Source organism: Streptomyces sp. NPDC091682, assembly GCF_044756625.1.
Taxonomy (GTDB): domain Bacteria; phylum Actinomycetota; class Actinomycetes; order Streptomycetales; family Streptomycetaceae; genus Streptomyces.
Window position 1 is genome coordinate 231,005 of the sequence record NZ_JBIVTH010000013.1, and the last position, 17,414, is coordinate 248,418.

The 17,414-nt window shown below is 69.5% G+C and carries 22 protein-coding genes; 12 read left to right on the forward strand and 10 right to left on the reverse strand.

The annotated features are described in order from the left end of the window. Positions 1–35: 35 nt before the first annotated feature. The gene (locus ACIQK6_RS28395) at positions 36–230 is read right to left on the reverse strand and encodes a hypothetical protein (protein ID WP_329099587.1); all 195 of its coding nucleotides are present in this window, start codon (positions 228–230) and stop codon (positions 36–38) included. 438 nt (positions 231–668) lie between these two features. Between ACIQK6_RS28395 and ACIQK6_RS28400 the strand changes: the two genes are divergently transcribed. Then, positions 669–1,367, forward strand: a complete 699-nt coding sequence (locus ACIQK6_RS28400; protein ID WP_329099586.1) for a hypothetical protein — start codon at positions 669–671, stop codon at positions 1,365–1,367. Between the two features lie 9 nt (positions 1,368–1,376). Here the strand turns inward: ACIQK6_RS28400 and ACIQK6_RS28405 are convergent, their stop codons facing one another. The 7 genes from ACIQK6_RS28405 to ACIQK6_RS28435 form a co-directional block, all read right to left on the reverse strand. Next, entirely contained in the window at positions 1,377–1,688 is a 312-nt protein-coding gene (locus ACIQK6_RS28405) for a hypothetical protein (RefSeq protein ID WP_329099585.1), read from the reverse strand. A gap of 113 nt (positions 1,689–1,801) precedes the next feature. Next, on the reverse strand, positions 1,802–2,092 hold the full coding sequence (locus ACIQK6_RS28410; protein ID WP_329099584.1) for a hypothetical protein: 291 nt from the start codon (positions 2,090–2,092) through the stop codon (positions 1,802–1,804). 92 nt (positions 2,093–2,184) lie between these two features. Then, on the reverse strand, positions 2,185–2,787 hold the full coding sequence (locus ACIQK6_RS28415) for a phage tail protein (RefSeq protein WP_329099583.1): 603 nt from the start codon (positions 2,785–2,787) through the stop codon (positions 2,185–2,187). Between the two features lie 109 nt (positions 2,788–2,896). After that, positions 2,897–3,304 carry a hypothetical protein gene (locus tag ACIQK6_RS28420; RefSeq protein ID WP_329099582.1) on the reverse strand — a complete coding sequence of 136 codons (408 nt, stop codon included), beginning with the start codon at positions 3,302–3,304 and terminating at the stop codon, positions 2,897–2,899. 323 nt (positions 3,305–3,627) lie between these two features. Then, on the reverse strand, positions 3,628–3,825 hold the full coding sequence (locus ACIQK6_RS28425; protein ID WP_329099581.1) for a hypothetical protein: 198 nt from the start codon (positions 3,823–3,825) through the stop codon (positions 3,628–3,630). Continuing rightward, positions 3,822–4,532: a hypothetical protein gene (locus tag ACIQK6_RS28430; RefSeq protein WP_329099580.1), complete on the reverse strand. Its 711-nt coding sequence runs from the start codon at positions 4,530–4,532 to the stop codon at positions 3,822–3,824. The genes ACIQK6_RS28425 and ACIQK6_RS28430 overlap by 4 nt, the downstream gene beginning before the upstream one ends. After that, positions 4,525–4,815: a WhiB family transcriptional regulator gene (locus ACIQK6_RS28435; protein WP_329099579.1), complete on the reverse strand. Its 291-nt coding sequence runs from the start codon at positions 4,813–4,815 to the stop codon at positions 4,525–4,527. Before ACIQK6_RS28435 ends, ACIQK6_RS28430 begins: the two co-directional genes overlap by 8 nt. Before the next feature lie 206 nt (positions 4,816–5,021). Here ACIQK6_RS28435 and ACIQK6_RS28440 point away from each other — a divergent pair, with 206 nt between their 5' ends. The 5 genes from ACIQK6_RS28440 to tuf all read left to right on the forward strand — a co-directional run bounded on the left by ACIQK6_RS28440 (position 5,022) and on the right by tuf (position 10,146). Further along, a complete protein-coding gene (locus tag ACIQK6_RS28440; RefSeq protein ID WP_329099578.1) occupies positions 5,022–5,483 on the forward strand; it encodes a helix-turn-helix transcriptional regulator in 462 nt (153 codons plus the stop codon). Positions 5,484–5,788: 305 nt separating this feature from the next. Beyond that, the gene (gene rpsL, locus ACIQK6_RS28445) at positions 5,789–6,160 is read left to right on the forward strand and encodes a 30S ribosomal protein S12 (RefSeq protein ID WP_007265893.1); all 372 of its coding nucleotides are present in this window, start codon (positions 5,789–5,791) and stop codon (positions 6,158–6,160) included. A 2-nt stretch (positions 6,161–6,162) separates the two neighbouring features. After that, positions 6,163–6,633: a 30S ribosomal protein S7 gene (rpsG, locus tag ACIQK6_RS28450; RefSeq protein WP_007265894.1), complete on the forward strand. Its 471-nt coding sequence runs from the start codon at positions 6,163–6,165 to the stop codon at positions 6,631–6,633. A 39-nt stretch (positions 6,634–6,672) separates the two neighbouring features. Further along, positions 6,673–8,805, forward strand: coding sequence for an elongation factor G (gene fusA / locus ACIQK6_RS28455; RefSeq protein ID WP_136229670.1), 2,133 nt, complete (start codon positions 6,673–6,675; stop codon positions 8,803–8,805). 147 nt (positions 8,806–8,952) lie between these two features. Beyond that, a complete protein-coding gene (gene tuf / locus ACIQK6_RS28460) occupies positions 8,953–10,146 on the forward strand; it encodes an elongation factor Tu (RefSeq protein WP_030008455.1) in 1,194 nt (397 codons plus the stop codon). 177 nt (positions 10,147–10,323) lie between these two features. Here tuf and rfbC read toward each other — a convergent pair whose 3' ends face one another. Both rfbC and rfbA read right to left on the reverse strand, forming a co-directional pair. After that, positions 10,324–10,923, reverse strand: a complete 600-nt coding sequence (gene rfbC, locus ACIQK6_RS28465) for a dTDP-4-dehydrorhamnose 3,5-epimerase (RefSeq protein ID WP_329099577.1) — start codon at positions 10,921–10,923, stop codon at positions 10,324–10,326. Further along, complete coding sequence (rfbA, locus tag ACIQK6_RS28470) at positions 10,920–11,795, reverse strand: glucose-1-phosphate thymidylyltransferase RfbA (protein WP_329099576.1); 876 nt, start codon at positions 11,793–11,795, stop codon at positions 10,920–10,922. Before rfbA ends, rfbC begins: the two co-directional genes overlap by 4 nt. Before the next feature lie 81 nt (positions 11,796–11,876). Here rfbA and rfbB point away from each other — a divergent pair, with 81 nt between their 5' ends. From rfbB to ACIQK6_RS28500, 6 genes are all read left to right on the forward strand, one after another. Beyond that, entirely contained in the window at positions 11,877–12,854 is a 978-nt protein-coding gene (rfbB, locus tag ACIQK6_RS28475) for a dTDP-glucose 4,6-dehydratase (protein WP_329099575.1), read from the forward strand. Further along, positions 12,851–13,762 carry a dTDP-4-dehydrorhamnose reductase gene (gene rfbD / locus ACIQK6_RS28480; RefSeq protein ID WP_402695690.1) on the forward strand — a complete coding sequence of 304 codons (912 nt, stop codon included), beginning with the start codon at positions 12,851–12,853 and terminating at the stop codon, positions 13,760–13,762. Before rfbB ends, rfbD begins: the two co-directional genes overlap by 4 nt. A 142-nt stretch (positions 13,763–13,904) precedes the next feature. After that, the gene (locus tag ACIQK6_RS28485; RefSeq protein ID WP_094744581.1) at positions 13,905–14,306 is read left to right on the forward strand and encodes a DUF2304 domain-containing protein; all 402 of its coding nucleotides are present in this window, start codon (positions 13,905–13,907) and stop codon (positions 14,304–14,306) included. Further along, the gene (locus ACIQK6_RS28490; protein ID WP_329099573.1) at positions 14,303–15,109 is read left to right on the forward strand and encodes a glycosyltransferase family 2 protein; all 807 of its coding nucleotides are present in this window, start codon (positions 14,303–14,305) and stop codon (positions 15,107–15,109) included. Before ACIQK6_RS28485 ends, ACIQK6_RS28490 begins: the two co-directional genes overlap by 4 nt. 9 nt (positions 15,110–15,118) lie before the next feature. Then, positions 15,119–16,003, forward strand: a complete 885-nt coding sequence (locus ACIQK6_RS28495; protein WP_329099572.1) for a glycosyltransferase — start codon at positions 15,119–15,121, stop codon at positions 16,001–16,003. A gap of 25 nt (positions 16,004–16,028) precedes the next feature. Further along, on the forward strand, positions 16,029–17,327 hold the full coding sequence (locus ACIQK6_RS28500; RefSeq protein WP_402695691.1) for a lipopolysaccharide biosynthesis protein: 1,299 nt from the start codon (positions 16,029–16,031) through the stop codon (positions 17,325–17,327). Positions 17,328–17,414: the final 87 nt, after the last annotated feature.

Consider the following 17,414-nt stretch of genomic DNA (forward strand, 5'->3'; position numbering starts at 1 on the left):
TCGGCGAGGGCTCGGTCGGACAAAGGGCTGCGGGGCTACTGCGCGGGGCGCCGCGACTCGGAGAGGGCGTCGTTCCAGCCGGCCGTGTACGCGCGGGTCTCGCGGCTGGTGATCTCGGCGTGCAGGGAGCCGAGCAGGGCCCTCTTGTCGAGGGGGGCGGGTCCGTCCAAAAGCTGGCTGAGGCGGTCGTGGAGCGCGAGCTGCGGTGATCCCTCGGCCTGCTGGGTCATGGACGCCTGCCTTCCAGTTGCTTGCCCTTGCTGCGTGGTGGCGCCGCGGGTCGGGAGCGGGGGCACCGGTTGTCGAATGTGTGTGCGAACAGAGTTAAGAACATTCGTTCGATGTTTGTCGAGCTGGAAAGCCCCCTCGGCGCGTCACGGGGTCCGGCGTGAGGTCCGTTACTCGGGATGCGTGTACCAAGAACAGGGAGTTTCAGGACGACCGGGTACGCTTGATCACTGTTCCCCGCCCAGGAACGCGCGTGTCACGCGGGGCGCGAGGGGAGCCTGGGGGCGGGAAGGCAGTGCTGACGCATGGACAGGGAAGCGGGCGCCAGAAGGCGTGACCATGCCATCGACTGGCTTGAAATGGTCCCTGACCTGCCCCATTTGTTTGCGCGGCTGTCAGAACTCGTACATGCGGCGGGCTTCGCACCCGAGGATCTCGTCGTGATACCGAGGGCGGAGATCGACCGCCGGGAGACGGCCGCCTTCACCGCCGGATGGGCCGAGGCGATGTCCGAGGAACTGCCTCGGATCCGCCGCGAGTACGAGAAACGGGTCGCAGAGGCGTACGCCGCGGGTGGCGGACGCGGAGGCGATGCGGCCGCCCGGCGCACTCCCGGCGACGGCCGGGGGGCCACCGTGATCCGGCTGCCGTTCGCCACGCTGCTCGAACCCTCGCCCCTGATGGTGGAGACCGAGGAGCGGATGCGCCGGGCCCAGGAGATCCTGGACCGGCGTTCCGACACCGGCCCCCCACCGGCCGCCGAGCCGGATCCGGGACCCATCCCGCCGCCGCGCCGTCACAAGGACGGCGAAACGCCCCGGGAGCCGGTCATGACCGCTCCCGCGGCGCCGGGCGCCGCCCGCGCGACGCGCGCGCGAGGCGACGCGCGCGAGAAGCGCGCGACGCCGGTCGGCCGGAAGGTCGTACGGCGCAACGGGCGCCCCATCGTGCCGCCACTGGAATCCGTACCCGTACAGCCGCGCCCGCAGGGCACCCCGGCCGACCTCCCGGCGGACGGGCCGGGGGCGGACGGGGGCCCGGACCGGCTGACTCTGGCCGACCGGGCCCGGGCCCTGGCTCAGGACCTGGAGACCCGGGCCGGCCCGGGCAGGCCCGAGCCCCCCGAGCAGGGTGACTGACCCGTACGGTCAGCCGAAGAAGCGGACGAGCTTGTCCGGGGAGACGGCTTCGGCCTGGGCCGCGTCCGTGTCCGGGTCCGGGTCGGACTCCGCATCCGACTCGGAACTCCTCGGCTTGCCGTCCGGCCTCGGCACCGGCTTCGGTGCCTCCGGCGGATCGTCGTCCTCCGCCGTGTTGACGCAGGCGAACATCCAGTTGCCGGCCGCCAGGTGGTCCACGGTGGCCGCCAGCAGGTGGTCGGTCACCGACCAGTCGGCGGCCTCGCCGAACAGGTCCCGGTTGACGGCGCTGTCCTGCGGCAGGTGCTTGATCAGGACCATCAGGCGCCGCGAGGAGAGCTCCCCGCGGTGCCAGTCAAGGAGGTCCTTGCCGTAATAGCGGAGCAGGTCCGCTTCGAGGGCCTCGGCGTGTTCGTCGACGAACTCGACGAGGCTCAGCCTTCCCCCAGGCCGAGCCCGGTCTCCTTGCCGTAGGCCTCGAGGATCGCGGCGACGTCCTGCATCGTGATGTCGTGCTGCTCGAAGCGCTCGAACTGCTTGTCACCCAAGAGGACGCGCAGCAGACCGTCCACGTCGTTGTCGTCGAGCTTGCGCAGCCCCTTGGCCGCTGCCCGGCTGAGCTCGGTGGGGAGGGTGTACGTCTCGTCGTCCAGCTGGAAGGACCAGGAACGGCCGAGGGCTTCCTGGCGCTGGGCGCGGGCCGCGTTGACGTCGAAGCCTGCCATGGTGATGGGTCTCCTCTGGGTGAAGGTGGATCGGAAGAGGTGGGGGTGGGGCGGGGCGGCCCGGAGGCAGCCCCGCCCCGTCAGGGGCCGGATCAGCCGGCGGCGTACGCGCCGTCCTTCATGACGAAGCTCGCCAGCGGCTTGTCGTCGCCCGCGGCCAGCGCGGTGAAGGTGATGCCGAGCGTGGAGGCCGCCTTGCGGGCCAGCTTGATGTCGTCGGAGGCGGTGACCTGGCCGCGCGGGATGTAGAAGCGGTAGGTCACGACCGAGCCGTCACTGGCCTTGGTGTCGGTGAACTCCAGGCCCAGCGCACGGGCGTCCGACTTCGGCGAGTCCGCGATGTCGTAGCGGTAGATGCCGTTGGACGGGGTGGCCTCGTCGGCCACCGCGCCGCCGCCCATGAAGAACGGCAGCGTCAGCTCGTTGAACTGGAGCAGCGAGAACTTCAGGGACAGGTCCCGGTCGGAGTAGGTGAAGTGGACCGGGCTGACGGCCTGCCACGAGTCGATGGGCTCGAGCTTGTCCTTCTTGGAGAAGGTGACGCCGTCGGCCGTGGAGAAGCCGAGGTCCTTCCAGTTGGCGCCCCAGTCGGTGTCCGGCTTGCCGGTGAAGGCGGTCGGAAGGGCCGTACCGGCGGCGGCGACGAAGATGCGGCCGCTGCCGGCAACGCGGATCTCGGACGAGTTTCCTGCCATGGTGATGCTTCTCCTTGTATAGAGGTCTGCCGGTCCGGAGCGCGGATGTGTCCGCGTCCGGGTACGGCAAAGGCCCCACCGGGCGGCGGGGCCTTGGTCTGTGGGAGCGTCAGAAGACGCTGAGGGACACCTGGATCACGCAGACGTAGCGGTTCGCGCCGCGGTACAGGTAGTCGGGCAGCCAGCGAGGACCGTCCTGCTCCTCGACATCGGTGAAGGCGTTCGAGCCGATGGTCTTGCCGAGCGTGGCGAGCAGGGCCCGCCGCGCGGCGTTGGCCAGGGTGTGGGCGGCGGCCTTGGTCGGGCCGTACACCTCCAGCTCGATCAGCGGACGGTCGACGTGCAGGTCGCCGGTCCAGGCGCCGCCGCGGCGGTTGACCAGGACGGCCCGCTGCGTGCCGTCGAACCCGGCGGGCGGGTCGACGGCGACGGCGGCCGCGGACAGGGCGGAATCGGCCTTGAGGACGTCGACGACTAGGGCCTCGACGTCGGGGAAGGCACTCGGGGGAGTGGTCACGACGGATCACCTCAGCTGGTGGGTGGCGGGGATGCCGGGCGGTGCCCGAAGGGGGGGCGAGGGGCGGGCACCGCCCGGCGGGGGGAGCGGCCGGCCGCCGCCCGTCCTGCGGGCGCAGCTCTGCCGCTGCACCAACTGTGACACGTTGCGTGCGCGCGCGCAACAAATTCGTGCGGGCAGTTCACCAAGGCCGCGTCCGGGCCGTCTCCCGCGGCCGTCCGGCCCGCTTCCCGCGGACTCCGCACGCTTCTCGCGAAACGCCGGATGCCCGGCCTCCACGGGGGAGACCGGGCATCGGTGCGTTCGGGCGAGCGGTACGGGGGTCAGGCCGGGGCCGCGCGGCGGCTGGCGGCCCGTTCCGCGGCGAACACGTCCTCCAGGCGGAACAGCTGCGCCCGGCCCGCCTTCCCCGCCGCCGTGAGCCGGCCGAGCTGGACCCACTTGCGGATCGTGGCGGGGGCGACCCCCGCCTCATGGGCGGCCACCGGGCCGGGGATCAGGGAGGGGAGCGGAGCGATCACTGCTGGGTTCCTTCCATCGCGGAGTCGAGTTCCTCGGTGCGGCAGCCCGACTCGGCGGCCAGCGTGGCCCACTCCGTCTCGGGCCACAGGTGGCGGTAGGCGGGATCGTCGTGGCAGCCGCAGTCCCCGACCGTGCAGCGGCAGGCCGGGTTCACGCACAGCACCGCCCGCCGGTCGGGGAACGCGCGCAGCGAGACGGAGTCGCACCACGGGCAGCGCCCGGAGACCCGTACGACCTGCTCGGTGTCGCCGAGTACGCGGGCGCAGCGGCGGGCCATCCGGCGCAGCTCGTCGCGCACGTGGCGGGCGAGCACCGGGTGGGCCCCGATGCCGTCCAGCATGGCGGCGAGCCGGCGCAGCCGCTCCGGGACCGGAGCGCGCCGGGGGCGGGGGATGCCGAGCCGGGCGCACACGGCCTCCTCCAGCTCGACCACCCCGTCGGTGACGTCCCGGATGGTGTCGGAGACGTGCAGCCGGATCGGGGCGGCGCTGTGGCCGGAGGCGGTCAGGCCGTGCTCCTGCTGCAGGAGCAGGGCCTCGCGCCGCTCCACGCGGACGAGCTCGTCGTCACGCGGGCCGCGCGGGGCCGGGACGTGCGCGGAGAAGGCGGCGGCGCGCCCGGGCGCCAGCTCTTCGCAGAGCTCGGGGAAGTTGCGGATCAGCGAGGCGATCCACAGCGCGGTGTCGCCGGTACGGAGGTCAGGCACGGGAGCTCCCGGTGGGCGAGGTGAGGGCGGCGGGGCGGCCGTTGCGCCACAGCCGGCCGGCGCACACTCCGTCGAACCAGCTCTCGGCCGGCGCGACGGCTTGTTCGCACTGGTGCCGGACCGGGCAGGCGGCGCAGGCGCGCAGGGCCGGGGCCGCGTCCTTGATCCGGCGGGCGAAGACGACGGTGGGCGGGAGGTCGGCGCACGCGGCGGAGGCCTGCCAGGGCCAGGGGACGGCGGTGCGCGCGGCGGCGGGTGGGGCTGGGGGCGGGGCAAGGGGCATGGTGACGACTCCGCGAGGCTGGGACGACCGTGGCTCAAGGCCGCCTCACTGTGGCATGTTGCGTGCGAGCGCGCAATCAAGAACCTCATTACTTGCCCTTGACTTAGGTTGTGCTTTATTTATGGAGGTCATAATTCCGTGCGCGCAAGCACGCTAAGATGTGCTGTCATGGTGCGGATTGCGAACGGCGGACTGAGGAGCGGCACATGGGCACTCTGGAACTTGACGCGTTCGCGGCCTGGGTGGAAACCCTGATGCGGCAGCGTGGATACGACATCGACAGCCCGCGAGGCGGCGGCAAGTCGAGGATCGCGGACGAGGCCGGGGTGCACCGTGCCGCCGTCACGCGCCTGCTCCAGCGCCAGAGCATGCCCGACCTGGAGACCATGCGCCGGATCGCCCCGCTCCTCGGTGTCTCCGTGCGCGACATGCTGATCCGCTCCGGCCGGGTCGCCCCCGAGGAGCTCCCGCTGGCCGCGCAGGAGCTGCCGCCCGGCGGCCGTACGCCCACCATCGAGGACTTCGCCCGGTGGCTGGGTGTCCCCGAGGGCCGCCGCGAGGTCTTCGTCAAGGTCGTCAGTCAGTTTCTGGAGCCCGACGCGGCCCCGGGCGAGGTTCCCGCCGAGCCGTCGGCCGTCGCGGAGCCGCGCCGCCGGGTGCAGGACTGATCCGGCCTTCCCGCACTCGACCGGCGGCGGCCCCGGTCGCCGCCACCACTTGCGCCCGGTGTGTTTTCGTGCTGGGCATTTGTTTTGACCTACCTCTGTGAGGTAGGTACGCTCTGACCTTGTGCCTGGGGTGTGCCTAGGCTCACGTGCGTGTCCATCAACCGCACGTGAGCCGAGTCGGCCACCGCGATCCATGCGTTTCCGTGCTTGCGCGGAGGTCCGCCGGATCCGACACACCCGACCGCGTGGGTCGGCAAACGTTCCAGGTTAGTTTCACTACACGGCACACAGAAACCGGAGAAGTAGTGCCTACGATCCAGCAGCTGGTCCGTAAGGGCCGGCAGGACAAGGTCGAGAAGACAAAGACCCCCGCGCTTGAGGCTTCGCCCCAGCGTCGCGGCGTCTGCACGCGTGTGTTCACGACCACCCCGAAGAAGCCGAACTCGGCGCTCCGTAAGGTCGCGCGTGTGCGTCTGACCTCCGGCATCGAGGTCACCGCTTACATTCCGGGTGAGGGACACAACCTGCAGGAGCACTCGATCGTGCTCGTGCGTGGTGGCCGTGTGAAGGACCTGCCGGGTGTTCGTTACAAGATCATCCGCGGTGCGCTTGACACCCAGGCTGTCAAGAACCGCAAGCAGGCCCGCAGCCGCTACGGCGCCAAGAAGGAGAAGTAAGAATGCCTCGTAAGGGCCCCGCCCCGAAGCGCCCGGTCATCATCGACCCGGTCTACGCATCTCCTCTGGTGACGTCGCTCATCAACAAGATCCTCCTGAACGGCAAGCGCTCCACCGCCGAGCGCATCGTTTACGGCGCCATGGAAGGCCTCCGCGAGAAGACCGGCAACGACCCGGTCATCACGCTGAAGCGCGCGCTGGAGAACGTCAAGCCGTCCCTCGAGGTCAAGTCCCGCCGTGTCGGTGGCGCGACCTACCAGGTCCCCGTCGAGGTCAAGCCGGGTCGCCAGTCGACCCTGGCCCTCCGCTGGCTCGTGGGTTACTCCCGCGCCCGCCGTGAGAAGACCATGACCGAGCGCCTCATGAACGAGCTGCTCGACGCCTCCAACGGTCTTGGCGCTGCCGTCAAGAAGCGCGAGGACACGCACAAGATGGCCGAGTCCAACAAGGCCTTCGCGCACTACCGCTGGTAGTCCCACCCCACATCGAGACCGAGAGAAGACCGAAGCCTTATGGCTACCACTTCGCTTGACCTGGCCAAGGTCCGCAACATCGGGATCATGGCCCACATCGACGCGGGCAAGACGACCACCACCGAGCGCATCCTGTTCTACACCGGTGTGTCGTACAAGATCGGTGAGGTCCACGACGGCGCTGCCACGATGGACTGGATGGAGCAGGAGCAGGAGCGTGGTATCACCATCACGTCTGCCGCGACGACCTGCCACTGGCCCCTCGAAGACGTTGACCACACGATCAACATCATCGACACCCCGGGTCACGTCGACTTCACCGTCGAGGTAGAGCGTTCGCTCCGCGTCCTCGACGGCGCCGTCACCGTCTTCGACGGTGTGGCCGGCGTCGAGCCGCAGTCCGAGACCGTTTGGCGTCAGGCGGACCGCTACGGCGTGCCGCGCATCTGCTTCGTCAACAAGCTCGACCGCACCGGCGCAGAGTTCCACCGCTGCGTCGACATGATCAAGGACCGCCTCGGTGCGGTTCCGATCGTCATGCAGCTCCCCATCGGTGCCGAGGCCGACTTCCAGGGTGTCGTCGACCTCGTCACGATGAAGGCGTTCGTCTGGTCCGCCGAGGCGACCAAGGGCGAGATGTACGACATCGTCGACATCCCGGCCACGCACACCGAGGCTGCTGAAGAGTGGCGCGGCAAGCTGGTCGAGACCGTCGCCGAGAACGACGACGAGATCATGGAGCTGTTCCTGGAGGGCAACGAGCCCACCGTCGAGCAGCTGCACGCCGCCGTCCGTCGGATCATCCTGAACTCCGGCAAGGGCAAGGGCGAGCCCACGATCACCGCGGTGTTCTGTGGCACGGCGTTCAAGAACAAGGGCGTTCAGCCCCTGCTCGACGCCGTCGTCCGCTACCTGCCGTCGCCGCTGGACATCGAGGCCATCGAGGGCCACGACGTCCGCGACGCCGAGGTCGTCGTGAAGCGCAAGCCGTCCGACGAGGAGCCCCTCGCCGCGCTCGCGTTCAAGATCATGAGCGACCCGCACCTCGGCAAGCTCACCTTCGTCCGGGTTTACTCGGGCCGCCTGGAGGCCGGCACTGCGGTGCTGAACTCCGTCAAGGGCAAGAAGGAGCGCATCGGCAAGATCTACCGCATGCACGCCAACAAGCGTGAAGAGATCGACGCGGTGGGCGCCGGCGACATCGTCGCCGTCATGGGCCTGAAGCAGACCACCACCGGTGAGACGCTGTGTGACGACAAGCAGCCCGTGATCCTGGAGTCCATGGACTTCCCGGCTCCGGTCATCCAGGTCGCCATCGAGCCCAAGTCCAAGGGTGACCAGGAGAAGCTGGGTGTTGCCATCCAGCGTCTCGCGGAGGAGGACCCCTCCTTCCACGTTCACTCGGACGAGGAGACGGGCCAGACCATCCTCGGCGGTATGGGCGAGCTGCACCTCGAGGTGCTGGTCGACCGTATGAAGCGCGAGTTCAAGGTCGAGGCCAACGTCGGCAAGCCGCAGGTCGCGTACCGCGAGACGATCCGCAAGGCCGTCGAGCGTCACGACTACACGCACAAGAAGCAGACCGGTGGTACCGGTCAGTTCGCCAAGGTGCAGATCGCGATCGAGCCCATCACCGAGACCGACGGTCCGGCGTACGAGTTCGTGAACAAGGTCACCGGTGGACGCGTCCCGAAGGAGTACATCCCTTCGGTCGACGCCGGTGCGCAGGAAGCCATGCAGTTCGGCATCCTGGCCGGCTACGAGATGACGGGCGTTCGCGTCACGCTTCTCGACGGTGGCTACCACGAGGTCGACTCCTCGGAGCTCGCCTTCAAGATCGCCGGTTCGCAGGCCTTCAAGGAGGCCGCGCGCAAGGCTTCTCCCGTGCTCCTCGAGCCGATGATGGCCGTAGAGGTCACCACGCCCGAGGACTACATGGGTGACGTCATCGGTGACATCAACTCCCGCCGTGGCCAGATCCAGGCCATGGAGGAGCGTCACGGTGCTCGCGTCGTGAAGGGCCTCGTGCCCCTTTCGGAGATGTTCGGCTACGTCGGAGACCTCCGCAGCAAGACCTCGGGTCGCGCCAGCTACTCGATGCAGTTCGACTCCTACGCCGAGGTTCCCCGGAACGTCGCCGAGGAGATCATCGCGAAGGCCAAGGGCGAGTAACTCTTCCGAGTACACGCTTTAGGCTTGTCACCGGAGCCTCTGGGGCAACAGGAGTACCCCTCCATTGCCCCGGAGGGCCGGCTTTCCAGCAAAGATCACCTGGCGCCGATCTGTAAGGCGTACAGAACCACTCTCCAGGAGGACCCCGTGGCGAAGGCGAAGTTCGAGCGGACTAAGCCGCACGTCAACATCGGCACCATCGGTCACATTGACCACGGTAAGACGACCCTCACGGCCGCCATTACCAAGGTGCTGCACGACGCGTACCCGGACCTGAACGAGGCCTCGGCCTTCGACCAGATCGACAAGGCTCCTGAGGAGCGCCAGCGCGGTATCACCATCTCGATCGCGCACGTCGAGTACCAGACCGAGGCGCGTCACTACGCCCACGTCGACTGCCCGGGTCACGCTGACTACATCAAGAACATGATCACCGGTGCCGCGCAGATGGACGGCGCGATCCTCGTGGTCGCCGCCACCGACGGCCCGATGCCGCAGACCAAGGAGCACGTGCTCCTGGCCCGCCAGGTCGGCGTCCCCTACATCGTCGTCGCCCTGAACAAGGCCGACATGGTGGACGACGAGGAGATCCTGGAGCTCGTCGAGCTCGAGGTCCGTGAGCTCCTCTCCGAGTACGAGTTCCCGGGCGACGACCTGCCGGTCGTCCGCGTCTCCGCGCTGAAGGCGCTCGAGGGCGACAAGGAGTGGGGCGAGAAGCTCCTCGGCCTCATGTCCGCCGTCGACGAGGCCATCCCGACCCCGCCGCGTGACACCGAGAAGCCGTTCCTCATGCCCGTCGAGGACGTCTTCACGATCACCGGTCGCGGTACCGTCGTCACCGGCCGTATCGAGCGTGGTGTCCTGAAGGTCAACGAGACCGTCGACATCATCGGTATCAAGGAGACCAAGACCACCACCACGGTCACCGGTATCGAGATGTTCCGCAAGCTCCTCGACGAGGGCCAGGCCGGTGAGAACGTCGGTCTGCTCCTCCGTGGCATCAAGCGCGAGGACGTCGAGCGCGGCCAGGTCATCATCAAGCCCGGTTCGGTCACCCCGCACACCGAGTTCGAGGCCCAGGCCTACATCCTGTCGAAGGACGAGGGTGGCCGTCACACCCCGTTCTTCAACAACTACCGTCCGCAGTTCTACTTCCGTACCACGGACGTCACGGGTGTCGTCACCCTGCCGGCCGGCACGGAGATGGTCATGCCGGGCGACAACACCGAGATGACGGTCGCGCTGATCCAGCCGGTCGCCATGGAGGAGGGCCTGAAGTTCGCCATCCGTGAGGGTGGTCGTACCGTGGGCGCCGGCCAGGTCACCAAGATCACGAAGTAATTTCGTGCTCTGACCTGGTAGCCCGTTCACCGGGCACCAAGTTGCACTGAAGGGCCCCGGCCCATCGCCTCGGCGGTGGGCCGGGGCCCTTCGGCATGTCCGCCCACGGGCGGACGGTACGACTGAGGGCCGCACCCCCGTACGGGGTGCGGCCCTCAGTCGTGTTGCGGCGGCGGGTCAGCTCACGCGCAGGGACTCGGTGAACTCGACGCACGCGGCGTGGTCGGGCAGCAGACCGGTCGCGAGGGCGTCGGCCAGCGAGGGGGCGGCCTCGTCGCGGGCGGACAGCAGCGGCACGTCGGCCGGCCACTCGATGCCCAGATCGGGGTCGAGCGGGTGCACCGAGTGCTCGCCGGTCGGGTTGTACGTCTCCGAGCAGAGGTACGACAGCGTCGCGTCGTCGCTCAGCGCGCAGAAGCCGTGGCCGAGGCCCTCGGGGATGTAGACCGCACGACGGTCCACGTCGTCGAGGCGGACGCCCTCCCACTGGCCGAAGGTGGGGGAGCCGACCCGCAGGTCGACGATGACGTCGAGCACGGCGCCGCGCACGCAGGTCACGTACTTGGCCTGGCCGCGCGGTACGTCGGCGAAGTGGATGCCGCGGACCACGCCCGCGGAGGAGACCGAGAGGTTCGCCTGCGCCAGGTTCAGCGGGTGACCGACGACCTCGGCGAGGCGGTCGAAGCGGTACCACTCGGTGAACAGGCCGCGCGGGTCGCCGTGCAGCTGCGGGGTGACCTCGAAGGCGCCGGCTATGGAGAGTTCGCGGAACTTCATCGGGCGTCCTCCTCGGCGAGCAGCATCAGCAGGTAGTCGCCGTAGCCGCTCTTGGTCAGCGGCTCGGCGAGCGCGCGCAGCTGCGCGGAGTCGATCAGGCCGGCCCGCCAGGCCGCCTCCTCGATGCAGCCTATTTTGAAGCCCTGGCGCTCCTCGATCACGCGGACGAACTCGGAGGCCTGCACCATCGAGACGAAGGTGCCGGTGTCCAGCCACGCGGTACCGCGGTCGAGGATGGTCACGTTGAGCTCGCCGGCCTGGAGGTACGCGTCGTTGACGGCGGTGATCTCCAGCTCGCCGCGGGCACTGGGCTCGAGGCCGCGGGCTATCTCGACGACCCGGTTGTCGTAGAAGTACAGACCCGGCACCGCGTAGCGGGACTTGGGCTTCTCCGGCTTCTCCTCGATGGAGATCGCCTGGCCGTTCTCGTCGAACTCGACCACGCCGTAAGCGGTGGGGTCCGCGACCGGGTACGCGAACACGCGGCCGCCCTTGGCGTCCGTGTGCCGGGCGAGGCGGGTGCCGAGGCCACTGCCGTGGAAGATGTTGTCGCCGAGGATCAGGGCGACGGACTCGTCTCCGATGAAGTCGGCACCGAGGACGAACGCCTGGGCGATGCCTTCCGGGCGCTCCTGGACGGCGTACTCCAGCCGCAGGCCGAACTGCGAGCCGTCGCCGAGCAGTCGCTCGAACTGGTCGCGGTCGTCCGGGGTGGTGATGATCAGGATTTCGCTGATGCCCGCCATCACGAGGGTCGAGAGGGGGTAGTAGATCATCGGCTTGTCGAAGACGGGCAGCAGCTGCTTCGAGACGGCCCGGGTCAGCGGCCAGAGTCGAGATCCGGTGCCACCGGCCAAGAGGATTCCACGCATGGAGAGAACCCTATGCGAGAGGGCGTGGGGGAGCGGACTCAGCACATGTGACGTTGGGCGGACCGCTAGACTCTTCGTATTATGCGCATCCTCGTGACCGGCGGCGCCGGCTTCATCGGTTCAGAATTCGTCCGCCAGCAGCTCGCTGCAGATGCCACGGCGCAGATCACTGTCTTCGACAAGCTGACGTATTCGGGCGTCGAGGCCAACCTCGCCCCGGTCGCCGACCACCCCGGATACGCCTTCGTCAAGGGCGACATCTGCGACGCGGACGCCGTCGACCAGGTCATGCCCGGTCACGACGTCGTCGTGCACTTCGCGGCCGAGTCCCACGTGGACCGTTCGATCGCCGGCGCGGGCCCGTTCGTGATGACCAATGTCGTGGGCACCCAGGTGCTGCTCGACTCCGCCCGCAAGCACGGCGTCGGCCGCTTCGTCCACATCTCCACGGACGAGGTCTACGGCTCGATCAACGAGGGCTCCTGGACGGAGGAGTGGCCGCTGGTGCCCAACTCCCCGTACTCCGCCTCGAAGGCGTCGTCCGACCTGCTGGCGCTGGCCTACCACCGCACCCACGGCATGGACGTGGTGGTCACCCGCTGCTCCAACAACTACGGGCACTACCAGTTCCCGGAGAAGGTCATCCCGCTGTTCGTCTCGAACCTGATGGACGGCAAGAAGGTCCCGCTGTACGGCAACGGCGGCAACGTCCGCGACTGGCTGCACGTCTCCGACCACTGCCGCGGCATCGACCTGGCCATGCGCAAGGGCCGGGCCGGCGAGGTCTACAACATCGGCGGCGGCACCGAGCTCACCAACAAGGAGCTCACCGGTGTCCTGCTGGAGGCCGCCGGCCTCGGCTGGGACATGGTCGAGCAGGTCGAGGACCGCAAGGGCCACGACCTCCGCTACTCCATCGACATCAGCAAGATCGGCGCCGAGCTGGGCTACACCCCGCAGGTCACCTTCGAGGACGGCATCAAGGCCACCATCGACTGGTACCGCGAGAACCGTGCCTGGTGGGAGCCGCTGAAGGCGAAGGCGGCCCTGCAGAAGTGACCGCCGACCTGCGAGCCGGCCGCTGGCTCGTCACCGGCGCCGCCGGAATGCTCGGCCAGGACGTCCTGGCCGTCCTGAAGGACGCCGGCATCGAGGCCGCGGGCCTGCGTCGAGCCGACCTCGACATCACCGACCCGGCAGCCGTCCGGGCCGCCGTCGAGGGCGTGGCCGTCGTCGTCAACTGCGCGGCCTGGACCGACGTGGACGGTGCCGAGACCGCCGAGGAAGCCGCCACCGCCGTCAACGGCACCGGCGTGCGCGTCCTCGCCGCGGCCTGTGCCGACACCGGTGCGCGCCTGCTGCACGTCTCCACCGACTACGTGCTGCCCGGCAATGCCGTGCAGCCGTACCCCGAGGACGCCGAGACCGGTCCGGTCAACGCCTACGGGCGCTCCAAGCTGGTCGGCGAACAGGCCGTCGCCGAGTTGCTCCCGCAGGACGGCTACATCGTGCGGACCGCGTGGCTGTACGGCGAGCACGGGGCGAACTTCGTCGCCACCATGCTGAAGTTGGCGGCCCAGCGGGACACCCTCGACGTGGTCGACGACCAGCACGGTCAGCCCACTTGGTCCTACGCGCTGGCCCGGCACCTGGTCGACCTCGGTCTCGCCGCGCTGGCGGGCAGGGCCTCCGGCGGGATCTACCACGGCACCGCGAGCGGCCGCACCACCTGGATGGGGCTGGCGCGCGAGGCCTACCGACTGAGCGGGCTCGACCCCGAACGGATCCGGCCGACGACCTCCGAGGCGTTCGTCCGTCCCGCCGTGCGACCGGCCTTCAGTGTCCTTGCTCACGACGGCTGGTCGGCCGCCGGGCTGGAACCGCTGGCCGACTGGAGGGTTCAGCTCGCCGAGGCGATCACCCGCCCCGCCTTCGCTGATCTGCTGGGACTCCCCTCCACGAGGTGAGCCGGCGGGGCTGATCGCCCCACACGCACGTCGTCAATGGGGCCCGGTACGCAACCTTTCGGGCCCCGTTGGCGTCATGTGCCGTGCCATATGCTTCTCCTATAAAGATGTTGGCCCCTTCGCGCGAAAGGCGCCGTCCGCTGTGCGACTCTCCGTTTTGACCTCCATTACCGGTCTTCTGGTGCTGGGGTACATCCTCGAGCTGCTGCGCCGCCAGCAACTGCGGGAGAAGTACGCGGCGATATGGCTCGCCATCGGATTGCTGGCCGCCCCGCTCGGGTTCGTCCCCGACCTGCTGGACCCGGTGGCCAGGAGCCTCGGCGTGGCGTCCGGCGTGAGCCTGGTGTTCTTCATCGGGTTCGTCCTGGTCCTGCTGGTGAGCCTGCACCTCAGCTGGGAGACCAGTCGGCTGGAGGCGGAGACGCGCACCCTGGCGGAGGACGTCGCGCTGATCCGCGCGCACCTCGTGCAGCAGGGCGGATACCCCAGTACGTCGCCGCGCGCGGAGGAATCCGGCGCCATCGAGGCACAGGTGAACTCGTGAACGACGGTCGTCGCGTTCTGATCATTCTTCCCGCCTGGAACGAGCAGGACGGACTGCCCTCCGTCCTGCGGGAGATCCAGCAGCAACTGCCGTACGTGGACACCCTGGTGGTCGACGACGGCTCGGCGGACAACACCGCCGAGGTGGCCCGGGCGGCCGGCTCGGCCGTCGCCCAGCTGCCCTTCAACCTCGGTGTCGGCGGCGCGATGCGGCTCGGCTACCGCTACGCGCAGCAGCACGGCTACGACGTGGCGATCCAGGTGGACGCCGACGGCCAGCACGACCCGGCGTACGTACCGGCGCTGCTGGAGCGCCTCGCCGTCGGTGACGCCGACCTGGTCATAGGCGCCCGGTTCGCCGGCGACGGCGACTACACGGTGCGCGGCCCGCGCAAGTGGGCGATGTCGCTGCTGTCCGTGGTGCTGTCGCGCATCACCCGGACCAAGCTCACCGACACCACCTCGGGCTTCCGTGCCTGCAACCGGCCGCTCATAGAGTTCTTCGCCCGCTGGTACCCCGTGGAGTACCTCGGGGACACCATCGAGTCCATGGTGGGCGCCGCCCGATCCGGCTTCACCGTGCGCCAGATTCCCGTGGCGATGCGCGAGCGGACCACCGGCCGGCCGAGCGCCTCGCCGTTCAGGGCCATGGTCTACCTCACCCGGGCCGGCCTCGTGCTGCTGCTCGCGATGATCCGCCGGATGCCCGGCGAGCTCAAGACGTTCACGCCCGGCACCCCGGCGTACAGCGCCTTCCAGCAGCGCACCGCCGAGCTGGTCGCGCGCGAACTGACCAAGGCGTAGGCGGAGAGCATGTCGCGTTTCGAAATCCTCCTGCCGTACTACGGCGACGTCGCGCTGATGCAGGACGCCGTCCGCAGCGTCCTGGCCCAGGACGGCGACGACTGGCGCCTCACCGTCGTCGACGACGGCCGCGAGCCGGGCGTCCCCGAGTGGTTCGAGCAGCTCGCCGACCCCCGCGTCCGCTACCTGCGCAACGAGCGCAACCTCGGAGTGACCGGCAACTTCAACCGCTGCGTCGAGCTCGCCGAGTACGCGTACCTGGTGCTCATGGGCTGCGACGACCTCATGCACCCGAACTACCTGCAGGTGGTGCGGGCCGCCGCCGACCGCGAGCCGACCGCCGCGATGATCCAGCCCGGCGTCCAGGTGATCGGCACCGACGGCCTGCCGTACGACACCCTCGGCGACCGGACCAAGCGCAAGCTGTACGCACCCAAGGGCCCCGGCCGGGCCCTGCTCGGCGGCGAGGAGCTGGCCACCAGCCTGCTGCGCGGGAACTGGCTGTACTTCCCGTCGATCTGCTGGCGCACCGAGGCGGTCAAGCGCTTCGGCTTCCGCACCGACCTCGGTGTGATCCAGGACCTCGCCCTGGTCGTGGACCTGCTGGTGGCGGGGGAGTCCCTGGCCACCACGCCGGAGGTCTGCTTCAGCTACCGCCGGCACGCCGAGAGCGAGTCCTCGGCCAAGGCCTTCACCGGTCACCGCTTCGAGGAGGCCAAGCGCTTCTTCGTGGAGACCGCCAACCGCTTGGACCGGCACGGCTGGCCGCGCGCCGCCAAGGTGTCCAGGCTGCACCTCTCCTCCCGGCTGCACGCGATCACCCTGCTGCCCGGCGCCGCCATCAAGGCCGGCCGGCCCGGTGTCAGCGCCATGCTCCGCCACGCCACGCGCTGAGCGTGCGGCCGATGAAAGCCACGGGATGAACCCGATAGCAAGACTGCTCAAGGCCCTGCCCCCCGGGACCGCCATGGTCGCGGGGGGCACCGCCGTACTCGGCGCCGCCTCCTACATCCACCTCGCGGTGGCCGGACACAGCCTCTCCGAGGCCGACAAGGCCGGCGTCTCGGTGCTGTGGACCCTGGTGATGTCCGTCGGGATCGGTCTGTTCTTCCCGATCGAGCAGGAGCTCACCCGGATCGTCGCCGCCCGCGTGGTGCGCGGTGAGGGTTCCGCGCCGGTGCTCCGGAAGGCGGGACTGCTGACCGGGGGCGTCCTCGGCGCGGTCCTCGGGGTGCTCGCCGTCTTCGCCCGGCCGATCGCCGACCGGCTGTTCCACGGTGACCTCCAGATGGTCGCCGTGCTCGGCGGTGCCTTCGCGGGGATGGCCCTGTGCTACCTCACCCGGGGCATCCTGGCCGGCGTCGGCCGCTTCACCGCGTACGGCTCCCAGCTCGCGGTCGACGGCGGCCTGCGGATCGTGCTGGCCTTCGCCTGCGCCGCCGCCGGGCTGCACTCGGCGCTCGCCTTCAGCCTGATCCTCGTCGTGGCGCCGTTCGTCGCCCTGCTGGTCACGCTGGCCCCGACGCTGCGCGCGGCGCGGCCCGGCGGGGTGTTCCCCACCCGGGAGCTGGCCCGTGGACTCGGGCCGCTGACCGCCTCCACCCTGCTGGCGCAGGTGGTGGTCAACGCGGCGGTGATGAGCACCCAGCTGCTGGAGCCGACCCGCATCGCCTTGATCTCGGCCCTGCTCAGCGCCCTGGTGCTGGCCCGGGTGCCGCTGTTCGTCTTCGGCTCGCTGCAGGCCTCGCTGCTCTCCGGGCTGTCCACCGTGGTGGCCGCCGGGGACCACCAGGGCTTCGCCCGGATGCTGCGCAAGGCCTGTGTGGTGGTGCTGGGCCTCGGCGCCGTCGGCGGTGTGCCCGCCGTGGTGCTCGGTCCCTGGCTGATCGAGGTCCTCTTCCGTGCCACGCCCGGGCAGCTCGGTCACGTCGACTTCGTCTGGTTCTCCATCGGGACGACCTGCTACATGCTGGCGATGGTGCTCGGTCAGGCCCAGATGGTGTTGCACAAGCACCGTGCGCAGCTGGCCTGCTGGGCGTTCGGCACCGCGATGCTGCTCGGCATCACGCTGGTGCCCGGGGACATCGCGCTGCGCGTGGGGCTCGCGTACGCGGTCGGTTCGCTGGCCACGGCCGGCGCGATGCTGCTGACGCTGCGCGGCGCCGTTCCGCGCCGTGCTGCCGTACCGGCGCCCGAGGGACAGCTCACCGAGGTCTGACCCCGTGACGTGACGGTCGTTTCCGTTCCGGGCCTGCCGCACGGCACGCCTTGATCGTCCCAAAGTACGATTTCTTGATCTGGCGAC

What these genes read in the sequence shown, in the direction of transcription:
- ACIQK6_RS28495 (WP_329099572.1), top strand. Translation starts at nt 15,119, where the DNA reads ATGTCGCGTTTCGAAATCCTCCTGCCGTACTACGGCGACGTCGCGCTG.
- ACIQK6_RS28415 (WP_329099583.1), bottom strand. Translation starts at nt 2,787, where the DNA reads ATGGCAGGAAACTCGTCCGAGATCCGCGTTGCCGGCAGCGGCCGCATC.
- fusA (WP_136229670.1), top strand. Translation starts at nt 6,673, where the DNA reads ATGGCTACCACTTCGCTTGACCTGGCCAAGGTCCGCAACATCGGGATC.
- ACIQK6_RS28500 (WP_402695691.1), top strand. Translation starts at nt 16,029, where the DNA reads ATGAACCCGATAGCAAGACTGCTCAAGGCCCTGCCCCCCGGGACCGCC.
- ACIQK6_RS28405 (WP_329099585.1), bottom strand. Translation starts at nt 1,688, where the DNA reads ATGGTCCTGATCAAGCACCTGCCGCAGGACAGCGCCGTCAACCGGGAC.
- ACIQK6_RS28440 (WP_329099578.1), top strand. Translation starts at nt 5,022, where the DNA reads ATGGGCACTCTGGAACTTGACGCGTTCGCGGCCTGGGTGGAAACCCTG.
- rfbA (WP_329099576.1), bottom strand. Translation starts at nt 11,795, where the DNA reads ATGCGTGGAATCCTCTTGGCCGGTGGCACCGGATCTCGACTCTGGCCG.
- ACIQK6_RS28395 (WP_329099587.1), bottom strand. Translation starts at nt 230, where the DNA reads ATGACCCAGCAGGCCGAGGGATCACCGCAGCTCGCGCTCCACGACCGC.
- rfbC (WP_329099577.1), bottom strand. Translation starts at nt 10,923, where the DNA reads ATGAAGTTCCGCGAACTCTCCATAGCCGGCGCCTTCGAGGTCACCCCG.
- rfbB (WP_329099575.1), top strand. Translation starts at nt 11,877, where the DNA reads ATGCGCATCCTCGTGACCGGCGGCGCCGGCTTCATCGGTTCAGAATTC.
- ACIQK6_RS28410 (WP_329099584.1), bottom strand. Translation starts at nt 2,092, where the DNA reads ATGGCAGGCTTCGACGTCAACGCGGCCCGCGCCCAGCGCCAGGAAGCC.
- rpsG (WP_007265894.1), top strand. Translation starts at nt 6,163, where the DNA reads ATGCCTCGTAAGGGCCCCGCCCCGAAGCGCCCGGTCATCATCGACCCG.
- ACIQK6_RS28435 (WP_329099579.1), bottom strand. Translation starts at nt 4,815, where the DNA reads ATGCCCCTTGCCCCGCCCCCAGCCCCACCCGCCGCCGCGCGCACCGCC.